The sequence below is a fragment of the Leifsonia shinshuensis genome (genome assembly GCF_031456835.1).
In the GTDB taxonomy this organism is placed as follows: Bacteria; Actinomycetota; Actinomycetes; order Actinomycetales; family Microbacteriaceae; genus Leifsonia; species Leifsonia shinshuensis_C.
Genome location: NZ_JAVDVK010000001.1, coordinates 3,388,018 through 3,407,814 on the forward strand (window position 1 = coordinate 3,388,018; position 19,797 = coordinate 3,407,814).

Genomic DNA, 19,797 nt, shown 5'->3' on the forward strand with positions numbered 1-19,797 from the left:
CCCGCCGCCGGATGCGAACCTGGTAGGGGCGGGACGCCCGGTGAGGAGACACGATGAACGCGCAAACCGGACGGCGGCGGGACCTGACGCTGATGCTCATGCTCGCGCTCACCTTCTCGACGGGGATCGTCGATGCGGTCGGGTACCTGGGGCTCGACAAGGTGTTCGCCGGCAACATGACGGGCAACGTGGTCGTGCTCGGCATGGCCCTCGCGGGCGCCGAGGGGCTGCCCTGGGTGGGACCGCTCATCGCACTGTTCGCGTTCATGGCCGGGGCGGCGATCGGCGGCCGGACGCTGCGGCGGGAGTCCACCGGCTGGAACACCCGCACGAGCTGGTCGTTCACCGCGGTCGCGGTCGCTCTGGCCGCCCTCACGCTGACGACCGTGGTCACGGGCGGCGTACCGCCTGCGCCCTGGGAGCTCGCGATCACCACGCTGCTGGCCGCCACCATGGGCTTCCAGGCCGCCGTCGCGCGTCACCTCGCCGTGAAGGACGTGACCACCGTCGTCGTGACGTCCACCCTGACCGGACTCGCCGCCGATTCCCGGCTCGCCGGCGGGTCCGGTCAGCCGTGGGCGCGCCGCGCCGGTGCGGTCGCGCTGATCGCGCTCGGTGCGCTGGTCGGCGCGGCGCTGCTGCGCATCCACATCGCGGTGCCGCTGGGGCTCGCCGCGGTGATCAGCGCGGGCGCGGCCGTGCTCGGCCACGTTGCCGCGCACGAGTCGCGGGAGCTCAGCGAACAGCGTCGGACGGCGCGCCCTCGCGTGTGATGATCGCGGCGTCGCCGTCCTCGTCCAGCTTCACGCCCAGCGGCTTGCGGAACGCCCGGGTCACGACGAGCAGCGTGATGATGCCGATGCCCAGCCAGACGATGCCGTAGGTCAGTGCGTCCAGGTGCAGGTTGGCCCAGAGCACGCCGGTCAACAGCATCCCGACGCCCGGGAGCACGATGTTGCGCACGATCTGGCGGGCTCCGCGGCGTTCCTTCCGCCGCAGGGCGAAGTGGATGATGACCGTCGCGTTGACGACGGTGAACGCGATGAGCGCGCCGAAGTTGATCATCGACGAGACGAATTCGAGCGTGAAGGCTGCGGCCAGCAGGGAGACCGCGCCGACCAGCACCACGGCCGTGGCGGGCGTCCGGAACCGCGGGTGGATGTAGGAGAGCGTCCGCGAGACGCGGCCGTTGCCGTTCCGCGCCATCACGTAGATCATCCGCGAGACGCTGGCGTGCGAGGCGAGGCTGGAGGCGACCGCCGCGGCCACCGCGGCGGAGATGAACAGGATCTGGAACAGCAATCCGCCGGTCTTCAGAGCGATCTCGGGGAGGGTGTCGTCGGTGAAGTGGAAGCCGGCGAGGGTCGGGAACCGCGACTGCGCGAACCAGGCGGCGACGAAGAAGATCGCACCGCCGATCAGCAGCGCGAGCACGATCGCGCGCGGCACCGTGCGGGTGTCCTTCGCCTCCTCGGTGTACATGGTGATGGCGTCGAAGCCGATGAACGAGAAGCAGACGACCGTCGCGCCGCCGATGACCGCGCCCAGGTGCACACCCGAGTGGAGCAGCGGCGTCAGGCTGAACGGCGTGCCGTTGCCCGCGCCGGCGTTGAGTGCGGTCCACGTGAGCACCACGAACACGGCGATCAGCACGATCTGGAACACGACCAGGATGCCGTTCACGCGCGAGGTCGACGACATGCTGAACAGGTTCATCGCGGTGATGACGGCCACGTAGCCGACCACCCAGATCCACCCCGGCACCGCGGGGAAGAACGACTCCAGATACAGCCGCACGATGAGGGCGTTCACCAGGGGCAGCAGCAGGTAGTCGAGCAGCGACGACCAGCCGACGAGGAAGCCGACGTTCGGGTGGATGGTCTCCGACGCGTACGTGTAGGCCGAACCCGCCGAGGGGAACACCCGCGTCATGCGTCCGTAGCTGATCGCGGTGAAGACCATCGCGACGAGGGCGACCAGGTACGCGGACGGGACGACCCCGTTCGTCTCGCCCGTGACGATTCCGAATGTGTCGAAGACCGTCATGGGTGTCATGTAGCCGAGGCCAAGTCCGACGATCGCCCAGAGGCCCAGCGATCGCCGCAGGGACGTGGATCGCCGCAGGGAGGTGGATGCGGGGGTGGTGGACACGCGAGCTCCTTCGCTCTATCGGGATCGCGCCATCCTAAACCCGGCGAAGTGCGAAATCCGAATCCAGCGCAACGGATCACAGGGGTGAAACGGGGATTTCACTAACAATCCAGTCGCGAAACTCCCATTTCGCAGACGATTCCGGTAGTGTGCCCTTCGTTCACCCCAACCTCCACGGAGCTGATACCCATGAGCAGCATCGAACGCGACGTCGTCGTCATCGGCGCGGGCGCCTCTGGCCTGACGGCCGCCACGGAACTGACCAAGGCGGGCCTCACGGTCGCCGTCCTGGAGGCCCGCGACCGCGTCGGCGGACGACTGTGGACCGACGACATCGACGGCGCGACCCTCGAGATCGGCGGCCAGTGGGTCTCCCCGGATCAGGATGCGCTGATCGAGACGCTGGCCGACCTGGGGCTCGAGACGTACTCCCGGTACCGCGACGGGATCAACATCTACCTCGGTGAGAACGGCGAGCGCCGCACCTTCGAGGGCGACATCTTCCCGGTCGCGCAGTCCACCGAGAAGGAGATCGTCGCCCTCATCGACCGGTTGGATGCGCTGGTCGCCGAGATCGACCCGGAGCGCCCGTGGGCGCACCCGCGCGCCAAGGAGCTGGACGAGATCTCGTTCCGCCGGTGGCTGGAGACGCAGACCGACGACGAGGAGGCGCGCAAGAACATCGGCATGTTCATCGCCGGCGCGATGCTCACGAAGCCGGCGCACGCGTTCTCGGCGCTGCAGGCGTTGCTGATGGCGGCAAGCGCGGGCAGCTTCTCGAACCTGGTCGACGCCGACTTCATCCTCGACAAGCGGGTCAAGGGCGGGCTGCAGCAGGTGCCGCTGCTCCTGGCCGAGCGGCTGGGCGACGACGTGCACCTGAACGCGCCGGTCCGCACGCTCCGCTGGGACGAGAACGGCGTGACCGCGATCGCCGACGGCGTCGAGGTGCACGCGCGGTTCGCCATCCTGGCCGTCCCGCCGGTACTCATCAGCCGTATCTCGTACGAGCCGCCGCTGCCGCGCCGCCAGCAGCAGCTTCACCAGCACCTGTCGATGGGCTTCGTCATCAAGGTGCACGCCGTGTACGAGACGCCGTTCTGGCGCGACCTCGGCTACAGCGGCACCGCCTTCAGCCCCTACGAGCTGGTGCACGAGGCGTACGACAACAGCTACGACGGCGATCCGCGTGGCACGCTCGTCGGCTTCGTCTCGGACGAGAACGCCGACGGCGTCTTCGAGCTGAGCCCCGAGGAGCGCAAGCAGCGCATCCTCGAGTCGCTGTCGCACTACTACGGCGAGCAGGCGCTGAACCCGGTCGTGTACTACGAGAGCGACTGGGGCAGCGAGGAGTGGACGCGCGGCGCGTACGCCGCGAGCTTCGACATGGGCGGCCTCGCCCGGTACGGCGCCGACCTGCGCAAGCCGGTCGGACCCATCCACTTCTCCTGCAGCGACATGGCGGGCAAGGGCTACCAGCACGTCGACGGTGCGATCCGGGTGGGTCGCGAGACGGCGGCGGCGATCCTCGCGGCGGTGGTCCCGGCCTGACCGCGGGATAGATTCGGAGCATGCCCGCTCCGGATCCCGTGCGCTCCTGCACCAGCCGCCGCAACGGCGTCCGCTGCACCCGCCCGCTCGGTCACCCCGGGCTGCACCGCCGTCAGGGCGCGATGTGGTCGGACGCCGGCGCGGACCCGCTGCACTGCCCCGGCTCCGGCGAGCCGGGCGCACCGGCGGCGACACTCGACGACGGCTTCCCAGGCGGGCGGGCGCTCTGCCCGCAGTGCCTCCGATTCGTCCCGCTGGACGCGGACGGCGGCCTGGTCGAGCACGATACGTCCGACCCCGACGAGACCGACGACGAACGGGCGCACGCCCGCGAGTGGTTCAACACCCACGGCTGGTGAGCATGAGTCCGCAGATCACAGTCAGGCCGGCCCGTCTCGGGGATGTCGAGCGGATGGCGACGGTCCACGTCGAGACCTGGCGCGAGACGTATCGAGGGTTGATGCCCGACTCCATCTTGGACGACCCGGAGTTCGTACAGCGGCGGCGCCACTTCTGGACTACGGTGCTCTCCGATCCTCGATTCTCCGCCCACACCACGGCGGTCGCAGTGCGGTCGGGCGACCTGGTGGGCCTGGCGATGTCCGGGCCGGCGCGCGACCCTGACGCAGGCGGGGCGAGGCAGCTGTTCGTCCTGTACACCTTCGCGGCGGTTCACGGCACAGGAGCGGGAGCCGCGCTGCTGGACGCCGTGGTCGATCCGTCGCAATCGGCGTTCCTGTGGGTGGCGGACCCGAATCCTCGGGCACAGGCTTTCTACCGCAAACACGGATTCCGGGCCGACGGGACGGTCAAGACCGAGGACGGCGTCCGCGAGATCCGGATGGTCCGGTCGCCGACTGACTAAAGCCGCCGGATGGCCGGGGGTGAGCCCGCACGGCTGCCGCCCGCCCCTACGATGTCAGCGTGCTCGATCATCACGAGGTCGTTCGCCTCTACGGTCCCTGGGTGCGCCGCACGCCGAGCGATGCGACGGCCCGGTTCGCGGGCTACAGCGGGCGGTGGTGGGTCGCCGGGGGCTGGGCGATCGATGCCTTCGTGGGCTCGGATCGCGAGCACGGTGACCTCGACATCGGGATACCCCGGGGGTCGGCTGCGGAGTTCGTCGACTTCGTCTCGCCCGGGCTGGATGTCTGGGCGGCGGCGGGAAGTCTGACGCCCGTCTTCCGCGGATCCGAGCTGCGACTGCCCGAATCGGTCGGCAACCTGTGGTTGCGGGCGAGTGGGGCAGACCCCTGGGAATACGACGTGATGCTGGAATCCGTCGAAGGTGCCACGTGGATGTACAAGCGTGACGTCCGCATCGCACGGCCGCTCGACGAGTGCCTGTGGGCGCACCGGGGTGTGACCTATCTCCGGCCGGAGGTGCAACTGCTCCTGAAGGCCGGGAATGTGCGAGCGAAGGACGAGGAGGACTTCGAGCGCTGTCTTCCCGTGCTCGCTGCGGCCGATCTCCGCTGGCTGGGCGATGCGCTCCGCACCGCGCATCCCGACCACCCGTGGATCGACCGCCTCGATCAGCGGTAGGGCTGCTAGGTGGGCCCGGCGTCAGATCTCGACGTCGCTGCCCATCGTGACCGTGCGGAGGGCCGGCAGGCCGAAGCGTGCGGCCGGGTCGGCGGCGTTGTGCGCCAGGCCGACGAACAGCGACCGGCGCCACGGCACCATGCTGTTCCTGCGCGTCGTGCGGATGGCGCCGCGCGAGATGAAGTAGGACGCCTGCTTGAAGTTGGCCGCATCCAGGGGCAGGGCTCCCGCACGGCAGGCGGCACGGAGGGCGCGGGGGATGTCCGGCTTGTCCGAGAAGCCGAAGCGGATGCTGAGGTGCTCGATGCCGTCGTCGGCGTAGCCGAGGTCGTCGTAGGCGAAGGCCTCCGCGGGCGGGACGTGCGGCACCTGCGCGGTCGAGATCGACACGATGATCACGTGCTCGTGAAGGATGTGGTTGTGCTTCACGTTGGCGCGGAGAGCGAGCGGGGTCGTGTCCTTGTTCGGGTGCGGGAAGATCGCGATGCCCGGGACGCGGGGGAGGTTCTGCTTGCGCACCTCCTCGATGAAGTCGGCGAGCGACCCCTCCTTGCGCTTCCGGTCCTGCTGCACGAGCTGCCGTCCGCGGCGCCACGTCGTCATCACCAGGATGACCGCGGCCGCGATCAGCAGCGGCACCCAGCCGCCGTTGACGATCTTGGAGAGGTTGCCGGCGAGGAAGGCCAGCTCCAGCCCGCCGAACGCGACCGCGGCGAGGATGATCTTCCACGGCGCCCAGTTCCACAGCGGGCGCGCGACGAGGAGCAGCAGAGCGGTGTCGACGACGAGCGCGCCGGTGACCGAGATGCCGTACGCCGTGGACAGCCGGTCGGAGGAGCCGAAGGCGAGCATGATCGCCATGACCCCGATGAACAGCAGGGTGTTGATCGCCGGGAGATAGATCTGACCGCCCTCGCGCTTGGAGGTCTGCCGGATCGTCAGCGGCGGGAGCAGTCCCAGCTGCACCGCCTGGCGTGTGAGCGAGAAGGCGCCGGAGATGACGGCCTGGCTGGCGATGACCGTGGCGGCCGTCGCGAGCACCACCACGGGGAGTCGACCCCACTCCGGGATGAGGAGGAAGAAGGGATTGGCGCGTGCGGCCGGATTGTGAAGGATCAGCGCCGCCTGGCCGAGGTAGTTGATCGTCAGCGCAGGGAAGACCAGGAAGAACCAGGCGCGACGGATGGGGGAGCGGCCGAAGTGCCCCATGTCGGCGTAGAGCGCCTCGGCGCCGGTGATCACCAGCACCACCGCGCCCAGCGCGATGAACGAGATCGTCGGGTGCGCGACGATGAAGCCGATGGCGTACGTCGGCGAGAGCCCGAGCAGCACGGCGGGGTACTGGATCACCATGGCGAGCCCGGCGGCGGCCAGCACGGCGAACCACAGCACCATGACGGGGCCGAAGAGCACGCCGACGCGTCCGGTGCCGTAGCGCTGCACCACGAAGAGCGCGATGAGGATGACCGCGGCGATGGGGATCACCATGTGCGAGACCGCGGGAAGGGTGACGTGCAGACCTTCGACCGCGGAGAGGACGCTGATCGCGGGAGTGATGATCGAGTCGCCGTAGAACAGCGAGACGCCGACGATGCCGACCACGAGCAGGATGCCCGCCTTCTTCGCCTTGCCGGCGTAGAGGCGCTGCGCGAGCGCGGCCAGGGCCATGACGCCGCCTTCGCCGTCGTTGTCCGCGCGCATCAGGATGCCGAGGTACTTGATCGACACGATGATCGTGATGCTCCAGAACATCAGCGAGATCACGCCGAAGACGTCGTCCTGCACGGGACGCACGGCGCCTCCGTCGAGGAGGAACACCGTCTTGAGTGCGTACAGCGGACTGGTGCCGATGTCACCGAAGACCACGCCGAGCGCGGCCAGGGCGGCACCGAAGACGACCTTCTGCCCGCGGCCGGTCCCATGACCGGTCCCGTGGCCACCGCCCGCGGCGGCGGCCTTTCTCGGACCTACACGCACATCACCCACGTGCGTCACCGTACCCCGGAGACGCGACGGACGCGGGCCCGGCCGGAGAGCCGGGCACCGGAACCGTCAGAGCGGGCGGATGTTGGCGGCCTGCGGACCTTTGGGGCCCTGGGCCAGGTCGTACTCGACCTTCTGGTTCTCTTCGAGGTTGCGGAAGCCCTGAGCGGCGATCTCGCTGTAGTGAGCGAAGACGTCGGCGCTGCCGTCATCCGGGGCGATGAAGCCGTACCCCTTCTCCGAGTTGAACCATTTGACGGTGCCTTGTGCCATCGTTCTTCTTCCTTTCACGCCCGATGCAGAAGCTCTTTCAGGCGCCGGACGCTCTCATCGTACACGCGCGCGCCCCGCGCGCGCGTTCCATGTCGAACCGCGTCATCCCCGCGTTCGGCGGGCGACCGCCCGCTGCAGCGTCCCGGGCTCCAGCCCCAGGGTCCACTCGGCCACGTCGGACACGAAGCGGACATGCGCCGGGTGCGTGAGGTCGCCGGTGCTGTTGACGTAGGAGCCCCCTCCGTCGACGGCGATGAGGATGCGGATGCTCGCGGCCTCCGCATCCACCGGCGCGAACTCGCCTGTCCGGATGCCGTCCTCGATGATGGCGCGCAGCCGGGAGCGGTCGAGGGCGTCCTGCTCGACCAGGGTCTCGTCGAGGGACGGGGTGAACCGGGAGAGGTGCCGGGCGTTGAGCCAGAGCCGCGCGAGCGGCAGGGACGCCCCGCTGCGGATGTGCTCGACGAAGTGCGCCAGCCGGTGGGTCGCATCGCCCTCGGTGGGGAAGAAGCGCTCCCGCTCGATGGTCGCGGCGCGCGCGAACGCCTCGTCGACGAGGTCTTCGGCCGCCGGGAAGTAGTGCGAGATCAGGCCGGGGCGGACGCCGAGGCGGGTGGCGACCGCGCGCAGGGTGATCCGCTCCAGCCCCTCGTCGAGGGCGATCGCGGCCGCCGCCGCGAGGATCTCCTCGCGGCGCTCCTCCGGCTGCTTCCGGGTGCGGGGAGGCGGCGCGCTTGACTCCATGGTCCCCATGCTATTGAATGTCTGACCAACACCCTATTGGGCACATGACCAACAGCAAGGAAGCCGTTGGCGAGAGAGGAACCCATGTCCGAAGCGCGGACCGGCACCGAACAGTTCGTCGACGCCTCCACCCAGCCGGAGACCCGGGGGATCGAGGTCATCGGCGACGCCGAGCGTCACGGCCGCGCCCGCGACCTCTTCTTCGTCTGGGCTGCTCCCGGCGTCAGCATCCTGAACTTCACCATCGGCGCGACCCTGATCCTGCTGGGCCTCGAGATCTGGCAGGCGGTCGCCGTCATCCTGGCAGCCTCCCTGCTCTGGGTGTTCCCGGGTGCGATCGCCGCGAGCGGGCCGGCGGCGGGCACCTCGGGGTCGGTCATCACGCGCGCGATGTACGGGATCGTCGGCAACAAGCTGTTCGTGGCGTTCGTCGGCTGGTTCATCGGCGCGGTGTTCCTGTCGCTCACCTGGCTCGCCTCCAGTTTCATGGGCGCGGACCTGCTGCGCCGGGTCGGCCTGGACGACCCGGTCTGGGTCCCGATCGGCGTCACCATCGTGGTGTCGGCCGTCACGATCCTCGTGGCGATCTTCGGGCACGGGCTGATCCTGCGGATCTACCCGGCGATGGCCATCGTGCTGTTCGTCATCTTCGTGCTGGTCGCCGCGTTCGTCCTGCCGACGGTCGACTGGGGCTACCATCCGCAGGAGCCGCTCTCCGGGGCCGGGCTCTGGTCGGCGGTCTCGATCGGCTTCACGATCCTCGCGTCCACGCCGCTGTCGTTCATCAACAGCCCGGACATCGCGCGCTACCTGCCGCGCTCCACGAAGCCGACGCACATCGCGGCGGCGACCGCGCTCGGGGGAGCGGTGCCGTTCATCGTCTTCACCATCGTCGGAGTGCTCCTGGCCACCGGGCTCAAGGCGTCCGCCTTCGACGCGGGCATCGATCGTGCGCTGTTCGACCTGCTGCCGGTGTGGATGGGGCCGCTCCTGGTGGTCGGCGTCATCGTGAACACGATCGCGCTCAACGCCATGACCACCTACTCGTCGAGCATGGCGCTGCAGGCCATCGGGTTCCGGCTGCGCCGAATCCCGGCCGCGATCATCGTCGGGCTGGTGGGCACCGCGCTGACGATCTACCTGGTGCTGTCGTCGAGCCTGCTGGAGGCGGCGAACCTGCTGCTGCAGTTCCTCGTGATCGTGTCCGGCCCGGCGATGGCGATCTACGTCGTCGACGTCGTGCGGCGGCGCAACGTCTACGACGGCGTCGACCTGTTCGACGATCGGCGCGGCGGGCGGTTCTGGTACACCGGCGGGTGGAGCATCCCGGGCATCACGGCGCTGCTGCTGGGCGGCCTCATCACGGCGCTGTGCCTCTCGACCGATGTCTGGGCGGGCCCGATCGCGCAGGCGCTGGGCTTCATCGACCTCTCGGTGCCGCTCGGGATGGCCGTGGCCGCCCTCGCGTACGCACTGCTCAACCGCATCCCCGCATTCGACGGCGACGCTGCGCTGAGCGCTCCCGTCGCAGGAAAGGAGGGACGGCTGTGACCGACCCCGAGACCACCACCCTGTTCCGGAACGGCCGCGTCTTCACCGCGGAACCGGACCCCGCATCGACCTGGGCCGACGCGTTCGCGGTGACCGGCGCGACGATCTCGTGGGTGGGCCGGGACGGCGACGAGGAGCCGGCGGCCGACCGCGTCGTGGACCTCGGCGGCCGCCTGGTGCTTCCGGGGTTCACGGACGCGCACACCCACCTGCTGATGATGGGGTCGGCGCTGGGCCAGGTGTACCTGACGGACGCGCGGAGCCTGGACGACATCCGGCAGTCCCTCCTGGAGGCCCGCGCCGCGGACCCGGAGGCGCGCGAGCTCCGCGGGCGCGGCTGGCTGTTCGACGCCGTCCCGGGCGGCGCGCCGACCGCGGCCATGATCGACGCGGTGATCGACGACATCCCGGTCTACCTGGATGCGAACGACTACCACTCCTGCTGGGTCAACACCGCCGCGCTCGCCGAGCTGGGCATCACGAGCGACACCCCCGACCCGATCGGCGGTGAGATCGTGCGCGACGCCGAGGGCGAGGCGACCGGTCTGCTGCTGGAGACGGCCGCGACGCAGTACGCCTGGGCCCAGCGGGACGCCTCCGCCACCGACGCGGACCGTGACGCGGACGTGGAGCGCACCCTCGCGGCCTACGTCGCGACCGGTGTCACGGGCGCCGTCGACATGGCCCTCGACGAGTTCGGGCTGGCGGCGCTCCGGCGGGCGCAGGAGCGCCGGGGCGGCGAGCTGCCGGTCCGCGTCGCGGCCCACTGGCTGGTGACCAACACGGGCGACGACGCGGCCAACCTCGCGCAGGTGGAGCACGCCGCCCGCCTGGCCGCGGAGCCCGGGACCCCGTGGCTGCGGGTCGTCGGCATCAAGCTCATCCTCGACGGCGTGATCGACGCGTGCACCGCGGCGATGCGCCAGCCGTACGCGGATGGTTCCAACGCCGACCCGATCTGGCCGCTGGAGCGGCTCGCGCCGGTGGTCGCGGCGGCCGACGCCGCGGGGCTGCAGATCGCCATGCACGCGATCGGCGACTTCGCGAGCGGGATCGCCCTCGACGCGATCGAGGCGGCCGTCGCTCAGAACGGCGACCGCCCGCGACGGCACCGTATCGAGCACCTGGAGTACGCGGCGCCCGGGACGGCCGAGCGGATGGCGCGCCTCGGCGTCACCGCGTCGATGCAGCCCGTCCACGCCGACCCGGCCATCTTCGACAACTGGGTCGCGATGCTCGGCGACGAGCGGGTGGAGCGCGCCTTCCCGTGGCCGGAGTACGAGGACGCCGGCGCTCTCCTCGCCTTCTCGACCGACTCCCCGACGGCGCCGCACCTGGCGCTCGCCAACATGTACGTCGCGTCGACCCGCGCCTCGGCGCTGGTTCCGTCCATCCCGGCCGCGCAGCCGCAGCACGCTCTGCCCCTCGACCGGGCGATCGCGCACGCCACCCGGGATGCGGCCGCATCGGTGGGCGACGGCGACTGGCGGGGGCGCATCGCTGCCGGCCAGGCCGCCGACCTGGTCGTGCTGGATGCGGACGTGTTCGCGGGGCCGCCGTCCTCCCTCCTGGAGGCGCGGGTGGTCGAGACGATCCTCGCGGGCCGGACGACCTACTCGGCGGAGCCGGAGACGACGGCGTCGTCCTCGAGGTCGATGGAGAACTCCGGCGGACGGTGATCGCGCAGGTCTCCCAGCACCGACTGCGTGTAGGTGTACGTGGAGGCCGCCGGCCACGGCGACGAGTCGCTCAGCAGGTAGACGTCGAACGCCGGCATGCCGGCCAGGGAGCCGGGCCGGCGGATGGCGGCAGGCGGCACCTCGCCGCAGACCGGCAGCGTGCGTTGGAAGTCGCGCCACGGGTGCTGGGGGTGCACGAACGCGGCGCGCCAGGTCTCTTCGCTCATGGGATGCCCTCGGGACGGGTAGCGCGGGCGCCGCGTCCCTCGGTCGGCGGCGCCGGTGTCGGGTCCGGGATCGCCATCGGGACGGGCGTGACCGTTATATCGCATCCGTCGCAGCCCGGCCTCGCGGCGTGCGGGCGCTTGCCCGGGTCCGCTCGCCTCACGGGCGGCTCGGCGGCGCGGTGCTCTGCCGCACCACGAGTTCCGGCACCGCGTACTCCGTCGCCCCCGGGGACTCGTCGCCCTCGATCTGGGCGAGCAGCACGTCGATCGCCTGCGCCCCGAGCAGGCCGAAGTCCTGACGGATGGTGGTCAGCGGGGGAGCGAAGTGCTTGGCCTCCGGGATGTCGTCGAACCCGACGATGCTCATGTCGTGCGGCACGGACAGCCCGAGCTGGGCGGCGGCGTGCATGAGACCCAGGGCCATCTGGTCGTTGGAGGCGAAGATCGCCGTGAAGTCCGGGTGGTTTAGGATCCGGAGCCCGACCTCGTACCCCAGGTCGGCGGACCAGTCACCGAGGACCGGGGCGGTCACCGCCAGATCGTGCTCGTCGAGCTCGGCGAGGAAGCCGTTCATGCGGTCCTCCGCCTCGTTCCAGTCCTGCGGCCCGGCGAGATGGCGGATGCGCGTGTGGCCGAGCTCGATCAGGTGCCGGGTGGCGAGACGGGCGCCCGCGACCTGGTCGAAGGCGGCGACACGACCCTCGCCCGCGTCCTTCCAGTGCAGGCTCACGAACGGGATGCGCACGGCGACGCGCTGCAGCGCCTCGTGCGCCCGCTGCTGCGGGGCGATCACCACGACGCCGTCGACACCCTGGGCCGCGAAGGCGTCGAGCGCCTCCGAGATCGTGGCGTCGTCCTCCCGTGCCAGCGTCGCCGACAGGATGGCGTACCCACGCGCACGGGCGGCCTCGTCGATCGCCGTGGCCGCGGTGAACGGGCCGTAGTGCGACCGGGCGGAGACGAGCAGGCCGATGGTCTTGGACCGGGAGGTGGCGAGCGCCCGGGCGGCGCTGTTCGGGCGCCACGAGTTCTCCTCGATCACCTTGCGCACCTGCGCCTCGGTGGACGGCTTGATGTAGCGCTCGCCGTTGAGGACGCGCGACACCGTCTGCCGCGACACACCGGCCAGCCGGGCGATGTCCCGGATGGAGAGGGCGCGCTGCTCGTCGGGTCCGCGTCTGTCCATGGATCCTGTCTCGTCGTCGGGGGCGGCAGCACTGCCACCCGGGAACGTGCTCATCATATTTTTCTGCGAAGCACTTGACTGCCGACGGCTTCCGGTCATAGCGTCTAACCCGTTCTGGGACCGGTCACATATATCGGCTCGGGCACCAGCATACGACGAGGGAGTCGCAATGACAGCAGCCGGATCGCACGGGAGCGACGGCCGCCGCATGACCCCGTCGAACGCTGATCGCCGGAGGCGTGACAGTTCCGAGCCCGGCGAACCGGGGCGCACTGGGCGCGCCGGTCGCCTCACCGCTCGAAGGGAATCACAGTGAAGTTCAGGAAAGTCGCACTCGCCGCCGCCGCACTCGGCGTCGCGGTCGCACTCGCCGCCTGCTCCGGAGGCCGCGGAGGCGGCAGCGGATCCGGCACGGAGGACAACAAGGGCGCGCTCGTGGGCGTCGCCATGCCGACCAAGGTGTCCGAGCGCTGGATCGCCGACGGCAACGCGGTCAAGTCGGACCTCGAGAAGAACGGCTACAAGGTCGACCTCGAGTACGCCAACAACGACATCCCGACCCAGGTGCAGCAGGTCAACACGATGATCACCAAGGGCGCGAAGGTGCTGATCATCGCCTCCATCGACGGAGGGTCGCTCACCGACCAGCTGGACGCCGCGGCCAAGGCCGGCATCAAGGTGATCTCGTACGACCGCCTCCTCACCGGTGACAAGAACGTCGACTACTACGTCTCCTTCGACAACTACAAGGTCGGCGTCTACCAGGCGAAGTCGCTGCTCACCGGCCTCGGAGTGCTCGACGCCGACGGCAAGCCGACCGGCCAGAAGGGCCCGTTCAACATCGAGGTCTTCGCGGGCAGCCCGGACGACAACAACGCGACGTTCTTCTACAACGGCGCGATGGACACGCTGAAGCCGTACATCTCGGACGGCACCCTGGTCGTCAAGAGCGGCCAGACCAACTTCAACCAGGTCGCCATCCTGCGCTGGGACCCGGCGACCGCCAAGGCCCGCATGCAGGACCTCGTCGCCAAGTCGTACTCGACCGGCGCCGCGGTGCAGGGCGTCCTCTCGCCGTACGACGGTCTCTCCGACGGCATCCTGAGCGCGCTCGAGGGTGCGGGCTACGGGTCGGGCGGCAAGAAGCTCCCGATCATCACGGGCCAGGACGCCGAGGTCGCCAGCGTGAAGCAGATCATCGCGGGCACCCAGTACTCGACCATCTACAAGGACACCCGCCAGCTGGCGAACGAGGCCGCGAAGATGGCGAACGACCTGCTCTCCGGCAAGAAGCCCGAGGTGAACGACACCAAGAGCTACGACAACAAGGTCAAGGTCGTCCCGAGCTACCTGTTCCAGCCGGTCGTCGTGACCAAGGACAACTACCAGAAGATCCTGGTCGACAGCGGCTACTACAAGGAATCCGACCTCAAGTAGGCCGGGCCGACGGTCCGGGCGGGCGCGCGCTTCAGGCGGCCCGCCCGGACCTCCATGCGAGCAAGGGAGACCATGGCCAACACGATTCTCGAGATGCGGAACATCTCGAAGTCCTTCCCGGGGGTCAAGGCGCTGCAAGACGTCTCGATCAGCATCGAGGAGGGATCGGTCCACGCGATCTGCGGCGAGAACGGCGCCGGCAAGTCGACGCTGATGAAGGTGCTGTCGGGCGTGTACCCGCACGGCACGTTCGAGGGCGAGATCGTCATGCGCGGCGAGCCCGTCGAGTTCCGGTCGATCAACGACTCGGAGGCGGCGGGGATCGTCATCATCCACCAGGAGCTGGCGCTGTCGCCGTACCTCTCGATCGCCGAGAACATCTACCTCGGCAACGAGCGGCAGCGGCACGGGTTCATCGACTGGAACGAGACCAACCTGGAGGCGGCGAAGCTGCTCGCCCGGGTGGGGCTGCACGACAACCCGATCACCAAGATCAAGGACATCGGGGTCGGCAAGCAGCAACTCGTCGAGATCGCCAAGGCGCTCTCGAAAGAGGTCAAGATCCTCATCCTCGACGAGCCCACCGCCGCCCTCAACGACGACGACTCCGCGCACCTGCTCGAGCTGATCCGTCAGCTGCAGCAGCACGGCATCACGTCGATCATCATCAGTCACAAGCTCAACGAGATCAAAGCGATCGCGGACCGGGTGACCATCATCCGCGACGGCCGCACGATCGAGACGCTGGAGATGGGCAAGGAGGGCACCAGCGAGGAGCGCATCATCAAGGGGATGGTCGGCCGCGACGTGGCCAGCCGCTTCCCGGACCACGTGCCCCACATCGGCGAGGAGCTGCTCCGTGTCGAGAACTGGACCGTCCACCACCCGCTCGACCGCAACCGCACGGTCGTCGACGATGTCAGCTTCCACGTCCGCGCCGGCGAGATCGTCGGCATCGCAGGGCTGATGGGGGCCGGGCGCACCGAGCTCGCCATGAGCATCTTCGGCCGCAGCTACGGCGTCGGGATCAGCGGACAGGTCTACAAGCGCGGCAAGCCGATCTCGGTGAGCACGGTGTCCAAGGCCATCGCCAACGGCATCGCGTACTCGACCGAGGACCGCAAGCACTTCGGGCTGAACCTGATCGACAACATCCAGCGCAACATCTCCATCGCGGCCCTCGACAAGCTCGTGAACTGGTTCAAGTTCGTCAACGAGCAGCGCGAGTCGCTGGTCGCCGAGGAGTACCGGAAATCGATGAACATCAAGACGCCGAACGTCCTGACGGTCACCGGCAAGCTCTCCGGCGGCAACCAGCAGAAGGTCGTGCTGTCGAAGTGGATGTACTCCGACCCGGAGGTGCTCATCCTCGACGAGCCCACGCGCGGCATCGACGTCGGAGCCAAGTACGAGATCTACACGATCATCGACCGGCTCGCCGACCAGGGGAAGGGCATCATCGTCATCTCCTCCGAGCTGCCGGAGCTGCTCGGCATCTGCGACCGCATCTACACCCTCAGCGAGGGTCGCATCACCGCGGACGTCCCGCGCGAGAAGGCCACCGCCGAATACCTCATGCAATTCATGACCCAGGAACGCGAGAAGAACACCGCATGAAACCGCTCACCAAAGCCCTGAACTACCTGACCGGGCAGCTGCGCCAGATCGGTCTGTTCATCACCCTGATCGCCATCGTCGTGTTCTTCCAGATCGCGACGGGCGGCATCACGCTGGCGCCGATCAACGTCTCGAACCTGATCGTGCAGAACAGCTACATCCTGATCCTGGCGATCGGCATGGTGATGGTGATCATCGCGGGCCACATCGACCTCTCCGTCGGCAGTGTGGTGGCGTTCATCGGAGCCATGGCCGGCGTCTTCATCTCGAACTGGCACCTGCCGTGGCCGCTCGCCATCGTGTTCTGCCTCGTGCTCGGCGCGCTCGTCGGCGCCTGGCAGGGGTTCTGGATCGCGTATTTCGGCATCCCCGCGTTCATCGTCACGCTGGCCGGCATGCTCGCGTTCCGCGGGGCCGCGCAGATCGCGCTCGGCAACCAGCAGATCTCGTTCTTCCCGAAGGAGTTCCGGGCGATCGGCTCGGGCTTCCTGCCCGCGTTCGGCACGACCGGGTACGAGCCGCTGACGATGATCCTCGGCGTGCTCGCGAGCATCGCCATCCTGGCCTCGTCGATCCGGCAGCGGGCGGTGCGCCGCAAGTACGACCTCGAGGACGAGCCGCTGTGGTGGTTCGTCGTCAAGCTGGTGTTCCTGGTGGCACTGGTGCTCGTGATGACCGTCCTGCTCGCCAGCTACAACGGCACCCCGATCGTGCTGATCATCCTGGCGGTGCTGGTGGTCGGCTACTCGGCGATCATGAACCGCTCGGTGTTCGGCCGTCACATCTACGCCATCGGCGGCAACCTCGCCGCGGCCGCGCTCTCGGGTGTGAAGACCAAGCGCGTCACGTTCCTGCTGTTCGTCAACATGGGCGTGCTCTCCGCGGTCGCCGGCCTCGTGTTCACCGCCGGCCTCAACCTGGCGAGCCCGAGCGCCGGAACCGGCTTCGAGCTGGATGCGATCTCGGCCGTCTTCATCGGAGGCGCGGCCGTGACCGGCGGCATCGGCACGGTCACCGGCGCGATCATCGGTGGTCTGATCATCGGTGTGCTGAACAACGGCATGTCGATCCTCGGCATCGACAGCGACTACCAGCTGCTGATCAAGGGCCTCGTGCTGCTCGCCGCGGTGGCCTTCGACGTGTACAACAAGCGCCGCTCGGTCGGGGCCTGACCCTCCGCGCCGGCCGGGGCTGCCTCCGCGCCCCGGCCGGCGCTACCCTTCCGGTGGAAGGGACCGCAATGACGTTCCACGACCTGCACCACGGCGACGAACCGCTACTGCTCCCCAACGCGTGGGACATCGGCTCGGCGCTCGGCTTCGCGGCCGCCGGGTTCCCGGCGATCGGCACGACGAGCTTCGGCGTGAACGCGGCGACCGGGCATCCCGACGCCGAGGGGGCGAGCCGGGAGGCGACGGTAGCCCTGGTCCGGCGCCTCGCCGTCCTGCCGGTGTACGTGACGGCCGACATCGAGGACGGGTTCAGCGACGACCCGGCGGAGGTCGCGGATCTGGTGGCCGGGCTCGGCGTCGCCGGGGTGAACCTCGAGGACTCCCGGGGAGGACGGCTGGTCGACCCGGCCTTCCCCGCGGCCAAGATCGCGGCCATCAAGGCGGCCGCGCCCGACGTCTTCGTCAACGCCCGCGTCGACTCGTACTGGTTCCACGAGGACGACACCGTCGACGCGGTTGCCGCGCGGGCGGCAGCGTACGCCGAAGCCGGTGCCGACGGCGTGTTCGTGCCGGGGGCCGCCGATCCCGCGACGATCTCGCAGCTGGCGGCATCCAGCCCGCTGCCGCTCAACGTGCTGGTGGTGCCGGGGATGACCGTGGCGGAGCTGGGAGGGCTCGGCGTGCGCCGGGTCAGCACCGGGTCGCTGCCGTACCGGGTCGCCGTCGACGCGGCGGTGGAGGTGGCGGTCGCGGCACGCGAGGGACGGCCGATGCCGGGCGCGACGTCCTACGCCGACTCGCAGGAACGGCTGCTCGAGTTCGCCCGTCTGGAGCGAGCCGCCCACTGAGGGCCGGGCCGCTACCTCGCGCCGCCACCCCTCTATACACTGAGAACGTCCGGCGGCGTCGATCGCCGGTGCTCGAAAAATGGGCACGAAGCCGCCCGCGGGGCCGCGACGGCGAGACACATACGGAATCGTTCAGCTCCGTTCGTCTCGAAAGGCTTCGCCATGCCCTCCGTCTCCGCCCACGTCGCCGCCACCCTCGCCCGCCACATCGACCACGTGTTCGGTGTGATGGGGAACGGGAACGCCCACTTCCTCGACGCGCTCGAGCGCCAGCGCGGCGGCGAGTACTGCGCCATGCGGCACGAGGCCGGGGCAGTGGTCGCCGCCGACGCGTACTTCCGCGCATCCGGCCGGCTCGCCGCCGCCACGGCCACCTACGGCGCCGGCTTCACCAACACGCTCACCGCGCTCGCGGAGGCGGTGCAGGCGCACATCCCGCTCATCCTCGTCGTCGGGGATGAGCCGACGTCCGGGCCTCGGCCCTGGGACGTCGACCAGATCGCGCTGGCCGCCGCGGTCGGCGCACGCACCTACACGGTGGGACGGGCGGATGCCGCGGCAACCGCGGCCATCGCCGTGGAGCACGCGCTGACCTATCGCGTTCCGACCGTGATCGCGATCCCGTACGACGTCGCGACCCGCGACGCCGGGCCGGTGCCGGAGGCGCCCGAGCCGGTGGTCCCCGCCCCGCAGGCGCCGGTCGACCCCTTCTCCCGTGCGGGGATCGAGGCGGCCGCCGACGCGCTCGCCGCCGCCGAGCGTCCGCTGCTCCTCGCCGGCCGGGGCGCGTGGATCTCGGGGGCCGGCCGGGCCCTCGGTGCGCTCGCCGACGCGACCGGCGCGCTCACCGCATCCACCGCCCTCGGCCGCGGCGTATTCCCGGACGACCGCTACGACCTCGGTGTCACCGGCGGCTTCGGCGCCGAGGGGGCCATGGAGCTGATCCGCTCGGCCGACGTGGCCGTGGTGTTCGGCGCGTCCCTCAACCAGTTCACGATGCGGTTCGGCGAGCTGTTCGCGCCGGGCACGCGCATCATCCAGGTCGACACCCGTCCGGCGGCGACGCATCCCCACGTCGGCTCGTACCTGCGCGGCGACGCGCGCCTGGTCGCGGAGGCCATGGCCGAGCGCCTGACGGAGACCGGTGCGTCACCGTCCGGCTGGCGCGAATCTGTCGATCCGGCCGCGCATCGGGCGCACCCGCGCGGCGACGGGCTCGCCGCCGACGGCCGGCTCGACCCGCGCACGGCCGCCGCGCGGATCGGTGAGCTGCTGCCCGAGGACCGGGTGGTCGTCTCCGACGGCGGGCACTTCATCGGGTGGGCCAACATGTACTGGCCGGTCGCCTCGCCCGACCGGATGATCATGGTCGGCACGGCGTACCAGTCGATCGGCCTCGGCTGGCCGAGCGTCCCCGGCGCCGCGCTCGCGCATCCCGAGTCGACGATCGTGCTGACCACCGGCGACGGCGGCGGCCTGATGGCGCTCGCCGACCTCGAGTCGGCGGTCCGTGTTGCACGGGGACGCGGGATGGCCGTGGTCTGGAACGACGCCGCCTACGGCGCCGAGGTGAACCTGTACGGGCTGAAGGGGCTCGCGCAGGGGCCGATGCGGATCCCCGAGGTCGACTTCGCCGCGCTGGGCCGTGCGGTCGGCGCCGAGGGCGTCGTCATCCGCACCCCCGAGGACCTCGACGTTCTCGCCGACTGGACAGCGCGCCCCGCCGACGAGCGCCCGTTCCTCGTCCTCGACCTCCGCATCTCCGGCGACGTCATCGCCCCCTACCAGCACGAGATCATCCGCGTGAACTCCTGACCCTGCGCCCTGCGCACC

Annotated in this window: 18 protein-coding genes; 12 read left to right on the forward strand and 6 right to left on the reverse strand. The window is 69.9% G+C overall.

Annotated features, from left to right (window positions below; all coding sequences use genetic code 11):
- The first annotated feature begins 53 nt into the window (after positions 1-53).
- The gene (locus J2W45_RS16600) at positions 54-773 is read left to right on the forward strand and encodes a YoaK family protein (protein ID WP_310134076.1); all 720 of its coding nucleotides are present in this window, start codon (positions 54-56) and stop codon (positions 771-773) included.
- On the opposite strand, the gene J2W45_RS16605 is transcribed toward J2W45_RS16600, so the two are convergent.
- Positions 736-2,151, reverse strand: coding sequence for an APC family permease (locus J2W45_RS16605; protein ID WP_310134077.1), 1,416 nt, complete (start codon positions 2,149-2,151; stop codon positions 736-738). The two genes, J2W45_RS16600 and J2W45_RS16605, sit on opposite strands and share 38 nt — an antisense overlap.
- A gap of 183 nt (positions 2,152-2,334) precedes the next feature.
- Here J2W45_RS16605 and J2W45_RS16610 point away from each other — a divergent pair, with 183 nt between their 5' ends.
- The 4 genes from J2W45_RS16610 to J2W45_RS16625 all read left to right on the forward strand — a co-directional run bounded on the left by J2W45_RS16610 (position 2,335) and on the right by J2W45_RS16625 (position 5,247).
- Positions 2,335-3,702: a flavin monoamine oxidase family protein gene (locus tag J2W45_RS16610; RefSeq protein WP_396427124.1), complete on the forward strand. Its 1,368-nt coding sequence runs from the start codon at positions 2,335-2,337 to the stop codon at positions 3,700-3,702.
- 20 nt (positions 3,703-3,722) lie between these two features.
- Positions 3,723-4,061: a hypothetical protein gene (locus tag J2W45_RS16615; protein ID WP_310134082.1), complete on the forward strand. Its 339-nt coding sequence runs from the start codon at positions 3,723-3,725 to the stop codon at positions 4,059-4,061.
- Between the two features lie 101 nt (positions 4,062-4,162).
- The gene (locus tag J2W45_RS16620) at positions 4,163-4,567 is read left to right on the forward strand and encodes a GNAT family N-acetyltransferase (protein ID WP_310134085.1); all 405 of its coding nucleotides are present in this window, start codon (positions 4,163-4,165) and stop codon (positions 4,565-4,567) included.
- Positions 4,568-4,626: 59 nt separating this feature from the next.
- Complete coding sequence (locus tag J2W45_RS16625; RefSeq protein WP_310134087.1) at positions 4,627-5,247, forward strand: nucleotidyltransferase domain-containing protein; 621 nt, start codon at positions 4,627-4,629, stop codon at positions 5,245-5,247.
- A gap of 21 nt (positions 5,248-5,268) precedes the next feature.
- Here J2W45_RS16625 and J2W45_RS16630 read toward each other — a convergent pair whose 3' ends face one another.
- The 3 genes from J2W45_RS16630 to J2W45_RS16640 all read right to left on the reverse strand — a co-directional run bounded on the left by J2W45_RS16630 (position 5,269) and on the right by J2W45_RS16640 (position 8,247).
- The gene (locus J2W45_RS16630; protein WP_310134088.1) at positions 5,269-7,233 is read right to left on the reverse strand and encodes a potassium transporter Kup; all 1,965 of its coding nucleotides are present in this window, start codon (positions 7,231-7,233) and stop codon (positions 5,269-5,271) included.
- Positions 7,234-7,299: 66 nt separating this feature from the next.
- The gene (locus J2W45_RS16635; RefSeq protein WP_310134090.1) at positions 7,300-7,503 is read right to left on the reverse strand and encodes a cold-shock protein; all 204 of its coding nucleotides are present in this window, start codon (positions 7,501-7,503) and stop codon (positions 7,300-7,302) included.
- Between the two features lie 102 nt (positions 7,504-7,605).
- Positions 7,606-8,247 (reverse strand): TetR/AcrR family transcriptional regulator, encoded by a 642-nt coding sequence (locus tag J2W45_RS16640; protein ID WP_310134092.1) that lies wholly within the window; start codon positions 8,245-8,247, stop codon positions 7,606-7,608.
- An 84-nt stretch (positions 8,248-8,331) separates the two neighbouring features.
- Here J2W45_RS16640 and J2W45_RS16645 point away from each other — a divergent pair, with 84 nt between their 5' ends.
- Together J2W45_RS16645 and J2W45_RS16650 are read left to right on the forward strand one after the other, a co-directional pair.
- Positions 8,332-9,798 (forward strand): purine-cytosine permease family protein, encoded by a 1,467-nt coding sequence (locus J2W45_RS16645; RefSeq protein ID WP_310134094.1) that lies wholly within the window; start codon positions 8,332-8,334, stop codon positions 9,796-9,798.
- Entirely contained in the window at positions 9,795-11,477 is a 1,683-nt protein-coding gene (locus J2W45_RS16650; protein WP_310134097.1) for an amidohydrolase, read from the forward strand. Before J2W45_RS16645 ends, J2W45_RS16650 begins: the two co-directional genes overlap by 4 nt.
- On the opposite strand, the gene J2W45_RS16655 is transcribed toward J2W45_RS16650, so the two are convergent.
- Both J2W45_RS16655 and J2W45_RS16660 read right to left on the reverse strand, forming a co-directional pair.
- Positions 11,411-11,704, reverse strand: a complete 294-nt coding sequence (locus J2W45_RS16655) for a hypothetical protein (RefSeq protein ID WP_310134100.1) — start codon at positions 11,702-11,704, stop codon at positions 11,411-11,413. The genes J2W45_RS16650 and J2W45_RS16655 overlap by 67 nt on opposite strands.
- A gap of 157 nt (positions 11,705-11,861) precedes the next feature.
- Positions 11,862-12,890 carry a LacI family DNA-binding transcriptional regulator gene (locus tag J2W45_RS16660; protein WP_310134102.1) on the reverse strand — a complete coding sequence of 343 codons (1,029 nt, stop codon included), beginning with the start codon at positions 12,888-12,890 and terminating at the stop codon, positions 11,862-11,864.
- Positions 12,891-13,202: 312 nt separating this feature from the next.
- On the opposite strand from J2W45_RS16660, the gene chvE reads away from it, so the two are divergent.
- The 5 genes from chvE to J2W45_RS16685 all read left to right on the forward strand — a co-directional run bounded on the left by chvE (position 13,203) and on the right by J2W45_RS16685 (position 19,779).
- The gene (gene chvE, locus J2W45_RS16665; RefSeq protein ID WP_310134104.1) at positions 13,203-14,327 is read left to right on the forward strand and encodes a multiple monosaccharide ABC transporter substrate-binding protein; all 1,125 of its coding nucleotides are present in this window, start codon (positions 13,203-13,205) and stop codon (positions 14,325-14,327) included.
- 72 nt (positions 14,328-14,399) lie between these two features.
- Positions 14,400-15,944: a multiple monosaccharide ABC transporter ATP-binding protein gene (gene mmsA / locus J2W45_RS16670; protein ID WP_310134106.1), complete on the forward strand. Its 1,545-nt coding sequence runs from the start codon at positions 14,400-14,402 to the stop codon at positions 15,942-15,944.
- On the forward strand, positions 15,941-17,116 hold the full coding sequence (mmsB, locus tag J2W45_RS16675; RefSeq protein WP_310134108.1) for a multiple monosaccharide ABC transporter permease: 1,176 nt from the start codon (positions 15,941-15,943) through the stop codon (positions 17,114-17,116). The genes mmsA and mmsB overlap by 4 nt, the downstream gene beginning before the upstream one ends.
- Positions 17,117-17,184: 68 nt before the next feature.
- Entirely contained in the window at positions 17,185-17,964 is a 780-nt protein-coding gene (locus J2W45_RS16680; RefSeq protein WP_310134111.1) for an isocitrate lyase/PEP mutase family protein, read from the forward strand.
- 162 nt (positions 17,965-18,126) lie between these two features.
- Positions 18,127-19,779, forward strand: a complete 1,653-nt coding sequence (locus tag J2W45_RS16685) for a thiamine pyrophosphate-binding protein (RefSeq protein WP_310134114.1) — start codon at positions 18,127-18,129, stop codon at positions 19,777-19,779.
- Positions 19,780-19,797 lie beyond the last annotated feature (18 nt).

Coding starts and splice junctions, on each gene's coding strand:
- J2W45_RS16635 (WP_310134090.1), bottom strand. CDS start 7,503: ATGGCACAAGGCACCGTCAAATGGTTCAACTCGGAGAAGGGGTACGGC.
- mmsB (WP_310134108.1), top strand. CDS start 15,941: ATGAAACCGCTCACCAAAGCCCTGAACTACCTGACCGGGCAGCTGCGC.
- J2W45_RS16615 (WP_310134082.1), top strand. CDS start 3,723: ATGCCCGCTCCGGATCCCGTGCGCTCCTGCACCAGCCGCCGCAACGGC.
- J2W45_RS16640 (WP_310134092.1), bottom strand. CDS start 8,247: ATGGAGTCAAGCGCGCCGCCTCCCCGCACCCGGAAGCAGCCGGAGGAG.
- J2W45_RS16620 (WP_310134085.1), top strand. CDS start 4,163: ATGCCCGACTCCATCTTGGACGACCCGGAGTTCGTACAGCGGCGGCGC.
- J2W45_RS16655 (WP_310134100.1), bottom strand. CDS start 11,704: ATGAGCGAAGAGACCTGGCGCGCCGCGTTCGTGCACCCCCAGCACCCG.
- J2W45_RS16660 (WP_310134102.1), bottom strand. CDS start 12,890: ATGGACAGACGCGGACCCGACGAGCAGCGCGCCCTCTCCATCCGGGAC.
- mmsA (WP_310134106.1), top strand. CDS start 14,400: ATGGCCAACACGATTCTCGAGATGCGGAACATCTCGAAGTCCTTCCCG.
- J2W45_RS16685 (WP_310134114.1), top strand. CDS start 18,127: ATGCCCTCCGTCTCCGCCCACGTCGCCGCCACCCTCGCCCGCCACATC.
- J2W45_RS16600 (WP_310134076.1), top strand. CDS start 54: ATGAACGCGCAAACCGGACGGCGGCGGGACCTGACGCTGATGCTCATG.
- J2W45_RS16680 (WP_310134111.1), top strand. CDS start 17,185: ATGACGTTCCACGACCTGCACCACGGCGACGAACCGCTACTGCTCCCC.
- J2W45_RS16645 (WP_310134094.1), top strand. CDS start 8,332: ATGTCCGAAGCGCGGACCGGCACCGAACAGTTCGTCGACGCCTCCACC.